This window comes from Streptococcus humanilactis (assembly GCF_019448275.1).
Classification (GTDB): Bacteria; Bacillota; Bacilli; order Lactobacillales; family Streptococcaceae; genus Streptococcus; species Streptococcus humanilactis.
In genome coordinates, this window is sequence record NZ_JAHXBZ010000003.1 from 25,301 (window position 1) to 38,183 (window position 12,883).

Sequence of the window (12,883 nt, forward strand, 5' to 3'; positions counted from 1 at the left end):
TTACCTATATTGAAAAATAGAGTTTTTTTCGATAAAATAGGAGACAGTTATTTTTTAATAGATTAGAAATAGGAGAAATCATGAGAAAAATATACTTATCTATTTTCACAAGTCTCTTGCTGATGCTGGGACTTGTCAATGTTGCTCAAGCCGATGAATATTTACGCATCGGGATGGAAGCAGCATATGCTCCCTTTAACTGGACTCAGGATGATGATAGCAATGGAGCTGTCAAAATCGATGGGACTAACCAGTATGCTAACGGATACGATGTTCAAATCGCCAAGAAAATCGCTAAGGACTTAGGTAAAGAACCTTTGGTTGTTAAAACAAAGTGGGAAGGTCTAGTCCCTGCCCTTACTTCTGGTAAGATTGACATGATTATCGCAGGTATGAGTCCAACTGCAGAACGCAAACAAGAAATTGCCTTTTCAAGTAGTTACTACACTAGCGAACCTGTCCTACTAGTCAAAAAAGATTCTGCCTACGCAAATGCAAAATCTTTGGATGACTTTAACGGTGCGAAAATCACTTCTCAACAAGGGGTCTACCTCTACGACTTGATTGCACAAATCCCAGGTGCTAAAAAAGAAACTGCCATGGGAGACTTCGCTCAAATGCGCCAAGCTCTTGAGGCTGGTGTCATCGATGCTTATGTTTCTGAACGCCCAGAAGCACTGACTGCTGAAGCTGCCAACTCTAAGTTCAAGATGGTTCAAGTAGAACCAGGTTTCAAAACTGGAGAAGAAGATACAGCTATTGCCATTGGACTTCGTAAAGATGACAATCGTATTAGCCAAATCAATGCCAGCATTGAAACCATTTCGAAAGATGACCAAGTTGCCTTGATGGATCGTATGATCAAGGAACAGCCTGCCGAAGCTACAACAACTGAAGAGACTAGCAGTAGTTTCTTTAGCCAAGTCGCTAAAATTCTTTCTGAAAACTGGCAACAACTCTTGCGTGGTGCTGGTATCACTCTTTTAATCTCTATCGTCGGAACCATCATAGGTCTCATTATCGGCCTTGCCATTGGTGTCTTCCGTACTGCTCCTCTATCTGAGAATAAAGCCATTTATGGCCTACAAAAACTAGTCGGCTGGATTCTCAATGTCTACATTGAAATTTTCCGTGGTACGCCAATGATCGTTCAATCGATGGTTATCTACTATGGAACTGCCCAAGCTTTCGGTATCAACCTTGATCGTACACTGGCTGCTATCTTCATCGTTTCAATCAACACCGGAGCCTACATGACTGAAATCGTTCGTGGTGGTATCCTAGCAGTTGACAAAGGACAATTTGAAGCCGCGACTGCTCTTGGCATGACTCATAATCAAACCATGCGTAAGATTGTCCTCCCTCAGGTAGTTCGTAACATCCTACCAGCAACGGGTAATGAATTTGTCATCAATATCAAAGATACATCTGTATTGAACGTTATCTCTGTTGTCGAACTTTATTTCTCAGGAAATACCGTGGCGACGCAAACCTATCAATACTTCCAGACATTTACAATCATCGCCGTGATTTACTTTGTCCTCACCTTCACCGTAACACGTATCCTACGCTTCATTGAACGCCGAATGGACATGGATACCTATACTACAGGTGCTAACCAAATGCAAACGGAGGATTTGAAATAATGACACAAGCAATCCTTGAAATTAAACACCTCAAAAAATCCTATGGACAAAACGAAGTGCTAAAAGACATTTCTCTGACTGTCCACAAGGGAGAAGTCATCTCTATCATCGGAAGCTCTGGAAGCGGAAAATCAACTTTCCTACGCTCCATTAACCTTCTTGAAACGCCAACTGATGGACAAATCCTTTATCATGGACAAAACGTCCTCGAAAAAGGCTATGATCTCACGCAATACCGTGAAAAGTTGGGGATGGTGTTCCAATCCTTTAACCTCTTTGAAAATCTCAACGTGCTTGAAAACACAATTGTCGCTCAGACAACTGTCCTTAAACGCGAACGTACAGAAGCTGAAAAGATTGCCAAAGAAAACCTGGAAAAGGTCGGCATGGGAGAACGCTACTGGCAAGCGAAACCAAAACAACTCTCAGGTGGTCAAAAACAACGTGTGGCCATCGCTCGTGCCCTTTCAATGAATCCGGACGCTATTCTCTTTGATGAACCAACATCAGCTCTCGATCCAGAAATGGTTGGAGAGGTCCTCAAAATCATGCAAGATCTGGCTCAGGAAGGCTTGACTATGATTGTTGTAACCCACGAAATGGAATTCGCTCGTGATGTCTCTCACCGTGTTATCTTCATGGATAAGGGTGTAATCGCTGAAGAAGGCAAACCAGAAGACCTCTTCACTAATCCTAAAGAAGACCGTACAAAAGAATTCCTTCAACGCTATCTCAAATAAAAAGAAAAGGCTGCATCAACCGTGCAGTCTTTTTGCTATCCTCATACTCTTCGAAAATCTCTTCAAACCACGTCAGCTTCGCCTTGCCGTAGGTATATGTTACTGACTCTGTCAGTCTTATTTACAACCTCAAAGCAGTGCTTTGAGCAGCCTACGGCTAGCTTCCTAGTTTGCTCTTTGATTTTCATTGAGTATCAAAATGAAAAGGCAGACCTTATTCAAGAATCCGCCATTATCCAAAGATTAATCTTCAAATTTTTCATGATTTTTTTCATAGAAATCAATTAAACCTAGAGCTGTTTCAAATGAAATATTTTTTACTTTTGCACGACCCTGCGCTAGAGCAATGATAGACATTTCACGCGCATTCGTTTCTTTAGAGATACGGTAGCCTGTGATTTTCTTATCACGAACCCAGCCAACAACTGATTCTACTTTTTCAAAGTTTGACTTAGCCATGTTCTTCTCCTATTTTCTTCTTTACGTTATATTATTCTATACGTTTTTATGTCTTTTGTCAATAAAAAAACATATATTCAATAAAATAAATGATTCAGAATCTTCTTACTTCCTTTTTAAAGCCGATAATATATAGGTTTTTGCTTACTATAACCCATTAGTAAGCTCCTAAAGAATAATTGTATTATTAAACTTTAAACTTGTAAAAATATTCATGTATACTGAATGCCAGTTTCTCAATAGGATAGACAGGATTTACTATTTCATTCTATATATTCCTTTTAAATCAACAAGTCCACTAAAGATAGTCTTTCACTCCACACTATCTCTAAACCATTCCGTTTTCTTTCTCCTTCTTTGGTTCCTTTCCTGTCCTTATCTATATCTTATTTATTTCACAACCGGTACTACTTACTTTGTCCAATCTTGCACCTTCTGATTACATACCCGCTTCCCAGCTAGTCATTTGAAAACAGCAGCACTTGCCGTTTCATGTCTAGCACTATTGTTTATCTCACGAGTTTTTTCAGCCGACTCACCTAGCAACCATCTCACAAACATTGATTATTTTTTCTAATTCCTATTATATTTAGTGAAAGTTCAAATTAGGGATATATACAATTGGGGATTTCAAAAAATTTCCTTATATATAGTAAGTAATGCTGTCGCCTCAATATAAACAGAATCAAAAATAATAGGTGTTATAGTGAGTTGTAGTAGAAATAGCACGATAGATTTCCTAAGTCCATAGGAATCGCCCCCTTTCTTCATCCTCATTATAACACCTATACATCAGTTGTGCAAATAATATGATATTTTTTTATTAGTCCTCAGACAAGCATATTATAGAGCGTTTCATTACCATTTAAGTTAATATAAGCTGGATCGAAACCTTCCATTCTACGGATCAAACCTGCATAATCATGCTTATCTTCCAAAGCGATCCCAATCAATACAGGCCCTGTCCCCTTGCTAGCTCGTTTGATATACTCAAAACGTGTGATATCATCATTTGGCCCCAAGATATCATTTACAAACTCACGCAAAGCCCCCGGACGCTGTGGAAAATTAACCACAAAGTAATGCTTGATCCCATCATAAATCAAGGCACGTTCTTCCATTTCTGGCATACGGTTGATATCATTATTTCCTCCAGAAATGATACAACAAATGGTTTTCCCCTTGATATATTCAGCCAACACCTCTAAAGAAGCAATACTAGCCGCTCCAGCAGGTTCTGCAACAATCCCTTGCTTAGAGTAGAGATCAATCAAGGTTTCAGAAATCAATCCCTCATCGACACCTACTAAGGTTTGAACATGTTGACGAGTTGCTTCATAGGTCAACTGACCTACCTTTTGCACAGCAATCCCATCCGCAAATTTGTCAATTTCTTTGAGTTTGACTGGTCCACCAGCTTCAAAGGCCGCCTTCATGGAACGCGCTCCATTCGCCTCTACTCCGATAACTTCAATCTCTGGACTTATTTCCTTGATATAGGTAGAAACCCCAGCAATGAGACCGCCACCACCAACAGGAACCAAGACAGCATCAAAATCAATCGATTCTTTTCGAGCTTCTTCTAAAATCTCATAAGCAACTGTCCCTTGACCAGCTTGAACATGAGCATCATCAAAGGGATCAATAAAGGTACGATTTTCAGAGACTGTAAATTCTTGAGCTGCTTTAGCTGAGGCATCAAAAGTATCTCCAACTAGTTTAATGGTTACGAAATCCCCACCAAAAAAGCGAACTTGACCAATTTTTTGTTGCGGAGTAGTAATGGGCATAAAAATAGTAGCAGGAATTTTCATCTCATTACAAGTATAGGCTACTCCCTGCGCATGATTTCCCGCAGAAGCGCAGACTACCCCACGTTCACGCTCTTCCTTGCTGAGTTGGGAAATGGCATAATAAGCACCACGAATTTTAAAAGAACGAACACGCTGGGCATTTTCCTTTTTCAAATAAATCTTAGCACCATACTTCTCCGATAAATAATGGTCATAATCAAGCGGTGTATTAACGACCACACCATTCAAGACCTTATGAGCCTTGATTATATCTTTTGAACTTAACATCATTTTCTCCTAGACTATTTCATACTATCGCAATCCATCCCCTTAAAAGTGAGATGAATTGATTATAAAAGCGAGTTAGTCCCCCAACTCGCCTTCACCTTAATTTCTATCAATTAGTTATAGATTTTGAATGCATCATCGTCGTTTTTACCAACGAATGGCATTGCTTTACGCAATTCTGCACCAACTTTTTCAATTTCAAGGTTAGCTGCTTGTTCACGGTAAGCAGTCAATTTTGGACGTCCAGCTTTATAGTCATTTACAAAGTCATTTGCAAATTTACCATTTTGGATGTCTGCCAAGACAGCTTTCATGTTTTCTTTAACTTGCTCAGTAATTACACGTGGACCTGATACATAGTCACCGTATTCAGCAGTGTTTGAAATTGATTGACGCATTTTCTTGAATCCACCTTCGTAGATCAAATCAACGATCAATTTCATTTCGTGAAGAACTTCAAAGTAAGCCAATTCTGGGGCGTAACCTGCTTCTGTCAAGACTTCGAAACCTGCTTCGATAAGAGCAGTCAAACCACCACAAAGTACAGCTTGTTCACCAAACAAATCTTCTTCAGTTTCTTCTTTGTAAGTTGTTTCAAGAAGACCTACACGTGCTGCTCCAACACCTTTACACCAGTCCATAGCAATATTTTTCGCATTTCCTGTTGCATCTTGGTATACTGCGTAAAGAGCTGGAACACCAAATCCTTCTTCATAAGTACGACGTACCAAGTGTCCTGGTCCTTTAGGAGCACACATGAAGACATCTACATCCGCAGGAACTTTGATAAACTCAAAGTGGATATTGAAACCATGAGCAAATCCAACTGCATTTCCAGCTTCCAAGTTTGGAGCGATTTCTGCTTCGTACAATTCTTGTTGGATTTCGTCTGGTGCCAAAATCATGATAACGTCAGCCAATTTAGTTGCTTCTGCTACTGTGTAAGTGTCAAATCCATCTTCTTTTGCTTTGTCAAAAGATTTACCTGGACGTACACCGATGATAACATCGCGACCAGAATCACGCAAGTTTTGAGCATGCGCATGTCCTTGCGAACCATAACCAATAACGGCGATTTTTTTACCGTCAAGTGCTGCTACTTTAACATCTTTTTCATATTCCATTTGAACTGCCATAGTTTTTCTCTCTTTTCTATTATTTATTGCCTTTTAGGCTGGTTTAACAAATTTAAAATATTTTTATACTCAATGAAAATCAAAGAGCAAATTAGGAAGCTAGCCGCAGGCTGTACTTGAGTACGGCAAGGCAAAGCTGACGTGATTTGAAGAGATTTTCGAAGAGTATTAATCGCGGGTAAATCCAGTTGCACCCGTTCGAGCAATATTGCGAATACCGTATGGTCGAATGACTCGCAACAGTGCTTCGCTCTTTTCTGCATTTCCTGTCATCTGAATGGTAATCGAGCTTGGCGCTACATCTACCACAGTAGCACGGAAAGGTTGAATAATCGCTAGAATCTCAGCTCGCTTCTCAGCTGGCGCTGACATCTTAACCAAAATTACCTCGCGCTCCAAATGAGGCTTGTCTGTAATATCACGAATGCGAATCACATCAATCTGACGATTGAGCTGTTTGATAATTTGCTCCACCTCATCATGTGAAGCAACATCAATAATAATGGTGATACGCGATACATTCGGATCTTCTGTTGCTCCAACAGAGATACTTTCGATATTAACCTGACGACGAGACAGGACACCGGTAAAGCGATTGAGGACTCCTGATCGATTTTGTAGTTTTGCCGTTAACATTCTACGCATGGAACTTCACCCCCAACATCTCATGATTACTCTTACCAGCCGGTACCATTGGTAACACCTGTTCCTTACGAGAAATATCTACCTCGATTAGCATAGGAACATTCTCAGTGATCACTTCAAGGTCTTGAGCCAAGGTCTCAGGATTGTCAAACTTATAGTTTTTAATGCCATAAGCTTGTGCCATCAATTGGAAATCAGGAAGAGTATCAAAGACCGACTCTGACGTTCTACCTTCATAGAAGGATTCCTGCCATTGGCGAACCATTCCAAGCGAGTGGTTGTTCAGCATAACCACCTTGATTGGCACCTTGTAAATGTTCAAAATAGCCAATTCCTGGTTAGTCATTTGGAAACCGCCATCCCCAACAAACAAGACTACTTCCTTATCTGGGTTAGCAATTTTAGCTCCAATTGCTGCTGGAATTCCAAATCCCATGGTTCCCAAACCACCTGAAGTCACTAACTGACGTTCGTTTTGGTAGGGGTAATACTGGGCTGTCCACATTTGGTGTTGACCAACGTCTGTTACTACAATGGCATCTCCATTCGTCAATTCACCAATTCGTTCAATAACTGCTTGCGGTTGAACCACACGCTCTTTCTTATCATAAGAACGAACGCGGTTCTTGTCTTTAGTGACTTTTTCAATCCATTTTTCAGTATTGTTATGAACTGTTGGTTCGGCCAGCAACATTTGCAAGGCTTTCTTAGCATCTCCAACTACTGGAATATCCGCACTGATAATCTTGCCAATCTCAGCTGGGTCAATATCAATGTGGGCAACCTTAGCATTCTTAGCGAAAGTCTTAGGATTCCCCGTCAAGCGGTCATCGAAACGGCAACCAATACTAATCATAAAATCAGCTTCTGTCATGGCAATATTAGCTGCGAAAGACCCGTGCATGCCTCCCATTCCAAGGAAGAGTGGATGACTCGTTGCAATCGTTCCTTGCCCTAAAAGGCTGGTTACCACTGGAATTTGATAGCGTTCTGCAAATTCATTTAATTCTGCAGCTGCTTCAGCATAACTAATTCCACCACCAGCTAACAAGACTGGCTTTTTAGCCTTGGATAATTGCTTCAAGATTTTCTTGATTTGCATATCATTTGGCTCAAGAGTTGGTTGATAGCTTGGTAAATTCACTTCTGGTGAATAGATGAAGTCTGTTTCCAAAGCAGATACGTCTTTAGGTAGGTCAATGACGACTGGCCCTGGACGGCCTGTAGTTGCGATATGGACAGCTTCCGTAATGATACGCGGAATATCAGCTGTCTCACGAACTTGGTAATTGTACTTAGTGATTGGCATGGTAATTCCCACGATGTCTGCCTCCTGAAAGGCATCTTTCCCAATCCCTGCTCGCGCCACCTGACCTGTAAAGACCAAAAGGGGAACGCTATCGCTCATGGCATCTGCAATCCCTGTAATGGCATTTGTTGCTCCTGGTCCACTAGTGACGACGGCAACACCCAACTTTCCAGTTGATTTGGCATAACCTTCAGCTTCATGCAAACAACCTTGCTCATGGCGTCCTAGAATGTGGCGAATGCCTTTAAAATTATATATCGCATCATAAAAAGGCAAGACCGCACCACCAGGATAACCAAAGATGGTATCAATTCCTAAATCACGAAGTGTTTCCAAAACTAGGTCCGACCCCGTCTTAGGAGACTCTAAACTGATTTTCTCCATTGTTCCCCTTTCTTTCCTCTTAAAAATAACTTGTTACTATCATACCACTTTTTCAAAATTTTTCAAGACAAAAGAAGAAATTTTCTGAATTTTCTATTTTAACGTTTATTTATGAATGTTATTTTTGTTTTTATTAAAAAGATATCGATTTCATTTACTAAACAATAAAAAAGAACTGATTTCTCAGTCCTTCATTAATCTTATTCCACACTAAATAGGTATGGGTAAACTGGTTGTTGACCTTGGTGAATCTCGACTTCAACGTCTTCGAACTCTTCTGCGATTTCTTGAGCAATTTCATTGGCAAGTTCTTCGCTTCCGTCTTCACCGACATAGAAGGTTACGATTTCACTATCTTCATCCAACATATGTTTCAATGTTTCTGTCAAGGTTTGGTGCATGTCAGGGTTTGACACGAGAATTTTCCCATCAACCATACCAAGATTATCGTTTTCATGGATTTCTAAGCCATCAATGGTTGTATCACGCACAGCTGTTGTGACGCTTCCGCTAACGACATCGCTAAGAGCAGCAGTCATACGCTCTTGGTTTTCTTCGATAGACTTGCTTGGATCAAAGGCAAGAAGACTTGTCAAACCTTGAGGAAGAGTGCGAGCTTCCACCACTACTGCTGGTTGCTCCAAAACTTCTGCTGCAGATTGAGCTGCCATGAAGATGTTCTTGTTATTTGGCAGGAAGATGATGTTACGAGCGTTGACCTGTTCAACAGCCTTGATAAAGTCTTCTGTTGAAGGGTTCATAGTTTGACCGCCTTCGATAACATAATCCACACCTTGAGAACGGAAGATATCTGCTAGACCTTTACCAGCCACCACAGCAATCAAAGCATACTCTTTTTCTTCAGCTGGTTTGCTAACTTGAGCAGCTTCTTTTTCAACCTGTGCTTCGTGTTGGTTACGCATATTGTCAACTTTTACCTTGACCAAGCTACCATATTTAAGACCTTCTTGCATAACAAGTCCTGGATCTTCTGTATGGACATGGACTTTGACAATTTCATCATCGTTGACAACAAGGAGGGAATCCCCAAGTTCATTCAAGTAGTTACGGAATTCGTCGTACTCAAAATCTTTGGCATAGGTTGGACCTTGCTTAAGAGCTACCATGATTTCAGTACAGTAACCAAACGTGATGTCCTCAGTCGCTACGTGACCAGCTACAGACTTGTGATGCTCTGCATTTATCATCTCACTCATGTTGGCAGGAGTCGCTACAAAGTCCTCAGATGCAATATATTCACCAGTAAGAGCTGAAAGGAAACCTTCATAGATGAAGACCAGTCCTTGACCACCTGAGTCCACAACGCCAACTTCTTTCAATACTGGAAGCATGTCTGGTGTTTTAGCTAGAGCTGTTTTAGCACCTTCCAAGGCTGCGCGCATGACTTCAACAGCGTCATCTGTTTGCTCAGCTTTTTTCTTAGCACCGATAGCAGCCCCACGAGAAACTGTCAAAATCGTTCCTTCAACTGGTTTCATCACTGCCTTATAGGCAACTTCTACACCTGATTGGAAGGCAAGGGCCAAGTCTTGACCTGTTAACTCGTCTTTATCCTTGATGGCTTGTGAAAATCCACGGAAAAGCTGAGACGTAATAACTCCTGAGTTCCCACGCGCTCCCATCAAAAGACCTTTAGCAAGAATGCTCGCTACCTCTCCAACTGTAGAAGCTGGTTTGTCTGCAACTTCTTTGGCTCCATTTTCAATGGTCATTCCCATATTTGTACCAGTATCTCCATCTGGAACTGGAAAGACGTTTAATGAATTGACATATTCAGCTTGCTTATTCAAGCGAGTTGATGCAGCCTGCACCATTTCTTGAAATAAGCTAGTAGTAATTTTTGACACGGTTATTCTCCTACAACTTTGATATTTTGAATGTAGACATTTACAGTCTGAGCAGTAATTCCAAGTTGGTTTTCCAAGCTAAAACGAACACGCTCTTGAATGTTTTTTGACACTTCGCTAATCTTTGTTCCGTAGCTCAACACGGTATATACATCAACTGCAATACTGCCATCTTCGGATGCCTTTACGACGACACCTTTGGAATAATTTTCCTTACCTAGAAGGGCTTGGAAATTATCTTTGAGGGCATTTTTACTAGCCATACCGACCACACCAAAAATCTCAGTTGCTGCTCCACCTACGACAGTTGCAATCACTTCATCTGTTAGTTCGATTTGACCATCTTTTGTATTAATTTTTACAGTCATCCTTTTTACCTCAACTAGTTGATACTCTATTTTATCATATTTCAGCCCAAGTGTAAAAGCAGAATACTGTATCAGCGGATATTTACTCTATTTTTCAAATGATGTTATACCCGTAATAAAAGAAAAAAGACCCTAAGGTCTCCTTTACTTTTATTATTAAACGCGTTCAACTTTACCTGATTTCAAAGCACGAGCTGAAGCCCAAACTTTTTTAGGTTTACCATCGATAAGAACAGTAACTTTTTGAAGGTTTGGTTTTACGGCACGTTTTGTTTGGTTCATCGCGTGTGAACGGTTGTTTCCTGATACAGTCTTACGACCTGTAAAGTAACATACTTTAGCCATTGTGTTTTCCTCCTATTAGATCTAATATAGCGGATGTGCTAGCACCACATACCGTACTATGTTATCACACTTTCTTCATTTTTGCAAGGGAATTGGAAGATTTTTTTATTTAACGTAGACAATCCCCAACTTCCCAAAAGCCACATCTCCACGGATAATCAAGGTTTTACTGGTTGGAGCTAGAGTGGTATCTGTCTTGGCTACAGCACAGAAAGTTTCCACCTTCAAATCAACTCGCCAATGTTGAGGAACATAGATAACTGCATTCCCAAAACCAACTTCCACTTTCAGGGTTGCGGTATCTCCTAAAATCTCTGCATTGTCATAATATATCTTGGCATTCCCAAAACCAACTTCTACTTGGTCGTCTACCAATTCTTGGTCTTGCTTGTAGAAAGTCCCAGTCCCAAAAGCAACTTCCTTATCTGTAAGAATGGTCTTTTTACCATCATACCACCATTTTTTCCCATTCCAAGTTCTGTTAGAATGAGTGAGTGCGCTGACACCCATTACGATTAAAATACTTGCCCAGAACAATGACTGAGTGGGAATCGGTAAAATGCCATAAAAGTGGTTAGCAAGCATTAAGGCTACTAAAGCTGTAAAAGAGGCTGAAGTTAAGTGACGACGCAACAAAGCTCCAACTGATTGGTAGGCAAAAAAAGCAATACCGAACAAGGGCCAAATTTGCCCTCCAAGAGAAGGGATTCCAAAATTCCCCTGCAATAATACTAAAGCCGCCAAAATGAGCAACACAATACCAAATGCTTTCTTTTTCATGTTCTTACCTCATGTTTCTTAGATTTTCTTTTAGGAGGGATTGGTAATGTCGTGAGACATGAACCTCCTTATGGGTCTGATAAAAGGAAATGGTGCCCGTTCCTGAAAAGGACTTGTCCACCGAATAGATTTGCCGAATATTAGCGATAGTTGACTTGGATACTCGACTAAAATAGCGAGGAAGGATAGACTCTAACTCATAGAGTTTGAGCCGAACTTCATAGGCATCTTTATGGGTATGGGCATAAATCTTGCTATCTTCCGTCTCAAAGAAGAGAATTTCCGATAAGTCCAGATAATATTCACCTGTTCCCTTGTAAAAAATCAACCTCGGAGACTTGGACTCTTGCAAGAGGCGCTGTAAATCCGCAATCTCATCTGTCAAAGTCGCTGCCTTGATGACAATTTCAGTTTCCTCTAAATTGCTGTCAATTTCGATTCGTAACTTCATTCCATCTCCTTTCTGACTCTACTATATCAAAGCTAAAATAAGAAAACAAGAGCAAAAAAGCAAGTGGTTACTTTAGACCCGTAAGTGGTTGTAAGGTTACCTTAACTTGCAGGTCAAAATAGAAAGAAAATCACACCCCACACAAGACCACAAATATAGCCAACCACTACATCCTTGGGAAAATGCACTCCACCCAAGACTCTCACTAGCCCCAGGAAGGCTGATAAGGTCAAACAAATCATCCCCATAGTTAGACTAGCATGTAAGCAAGCCATGGAGATAATGGTTGCTGAAAAGACATGACGACTGGGCATTGACTGACCAGGACCATCTCTGTCAAGCAAGGGTTTAATATCCCATTCCTCATAAGGTCTAGGGGCATTGATTTTCTTACGGAGAAGGGACAAAATCACAAAACCTGACGCAGGGACAAACACATAGATCAAGACCTGTTTTCCAAGTCCTTGTTGGAGATAGGTAGTTGCTAACAAGGTCAGATAAACTATAGGCATAACTACCGTCATGAACCGATTGAAAGATCTTAACAAGCTCAGAAGAAAGGGCTTATTTTTAATATTAGTATCCATGTGGTCATACCATTCTTGATAATTTTTCATATATTTTCTCATCACTTACTCAAATTTTGCTTATAGGGAAGCATTTGTCTTCTA

At 40.6% G+C, this 12,883-nt stretch carries 13 protein-coding genes; 2 read left to right on the plus strand and 11 right to left on the minus strand.

Features of this window, described 5'->3' with window-relative positions; genetic code table 11:
- The first annotated feature begins 80 nt into the window (after positions 1–80).
- Both KV696_RS05465 and KV696_RS05470 read left to right on the plus strand, forming a co-directional pair.
- A complete protein-coding gene (locus KV696_RS05465; RefSeq protein ID WP_173276297.1) occupies positions 81–1,646 on the plus strand; it encodes an ABC transporter substrate-binding protein/permease in 1,566 nt (521 codons plus the stop codon).
- Positions 1,646–2,386: an amino acid ABC transporter ATP-binding protein gene (locus tag KV696_RS05470; protein WP_000189477.1), complete on the plus strand. Its 741-nt coding sequence runs from the start codon at positions 1,646–1,648 to the stop codon at positions 2,384–2,386. Before KV696_RS05465 ends, KV696_RS05470 begins: the two co-directional genes overlap by 1 nt.
- A gap of 243 nt (positions 2,387–2,629) precedes the next feature.
- Here the strand turns inward: KV696_RS05470 and KV696_RS05475 are convergent, their stop codons facing one another.
- The 11 genes from KV696_RS05475 to KV696_RS05525 all read right to left on the minus strand — a co-directional run bounded on the left by KV696_RS05475 (position 2,630) and on the right by KV696_RS05525 (position 12,829).
- The gene (locus tag KV696_RS05475; protein WP_001130036.1) at positions 2,630–2,845 is read right to left on the minus strand and encodes a capsule biosynthesis transcriptional regulator; all 216 of its coding nucleotides are present in this window, start codon (positions 2,843–2,845) and stop codon (positions 2,630–2,632) included.
- 830 nt (positions 2,846–3,675) lie between these two features.
- Positions 3,676–4,926 carry a threonine ammonia-lyase IlvA gene (ilvA, locus tag KV696_RS05480; protein ID WP_219967069.1) on the minus strand — a complete coding sequence of 417 codons (1,251 nt, stop codon included), beginning with the start codon at positions 4,924–4,926 and terminating at the stop codon, positions 3,676–3,678.
- Between the two features lie 113 nt (positions 4,927–5,039).
- Positions 5,040–6,062 (minus strand): ketol-acid reductoisomerase, encoded by a 1,023-nt coding sequence (gene ilvC / locus KV696_RS05485; protein ID WP_000290683.1) that lies wholly within the window; start codon positions 6,060–6,062, stop codon positions 5,040–5,042.
- 168 nt (positions 6,063–6,230) lie between these two features.
- Complete coding sequence (gene ilvN, locus KV696_RS05490; protein ID WP_001253803.1) at positions 6,231–6,707, minus strand: acetolactate synthase small subunit; 477 nt, start codon at positions 6,705–6,707, stop codon at positions 6,231–6,233.
- On the minus strand, positions 6,700–8,400 hold the full coding sequence (locus KV696_RS05495; protein WP_033682350.1) for an acetolactate synthase large subunit: 1,701 nt from the start codon (positions 8,398–8,400) through the stop codon (positions 6,700–6,702). The genes ilvN and KV696_RS05495 overlap by 8 nt, the downstream gene beginning before the upstream one ends.
- 200 nt (positions 8,401–8,600) lie before the next feature.
- Positions 8,601–10,268, minus strand: coding sequence for a DAK2 domain-containing protein (locus KV696_RS05500; RefSeq protein ID WP_219967070.1), 1,668 nt, complete (start codon positions 10,266–10,268; stop codon positions 8,601–8,603).
- A 2-nt stretch (positions 10,269–10,270) separates the two neighbouring features.
- Positions 10,271–10,636 carry an Asp23/Gls24 family envelope stress response protein gene (locus KV696_RS05505; protein ID WP_115904497.1) on the minus strand — a complete coding sequence of 122 codons (366 nt, stop codon included), beginning with the start codon at positions 10,634–10,636 and terminating at the stop codon, positions 10,271–10,273.
- 156 nt (positions 10,637–10,792) lie between these two features.
- Positions 10,793–10,981: a 50S ribosomal protein L28 gene (rpmB, locus tag KV696_RS05510; protein ID WP_001140948.1), complete on the minus strand. Its 189-nt coding sequence runs from the start codon at positions 10,979–10,981 to the stop codon at positions 10,793–10,795.
- A 105-nt stretch (positions 10,982–11,086) separates the two neighbouring features.
- Positions 11,087–11,761, minus strand: a complete 675-nt coding sequence (locus tag KV696_RS05515; protein ID WP_219967071.1) for a LiaF transmembrane domain-containing protein — start codon at positions 11,759–11,761, stop codon at positions 11,087–11,089.
- Positions 11,762–11,765: 4 nt separating this feature from the next.
- The gene (locus tag KV696_RS05520; RefSeq protein WP_219967072.1) at positions 11,766–12,212 is read right to left on the minus strand and encodes a LytTR family DNA-binding domain-containing protein; all 447 of its coding nucleotides are present in this window, start codon (positions 12,210–12,212) and stop codon (positions 11,766–11,768) included.
- Between the two features lie 113 nt (positions 12,213–12,325).
- Positions 12,326–12,829, minus strand: a complete 504-nt coding sequence (locus tag KV696_RS05525) for a phosphatase PAP2 family protein (RefSeq protein WP_219967073.1) — start codon at positions 12,827–12,829, stop codon at positions 12,326–12,328.
- Between the last annotated feature and the right edge of the window lie 54 nt (positions 12,830–12,883).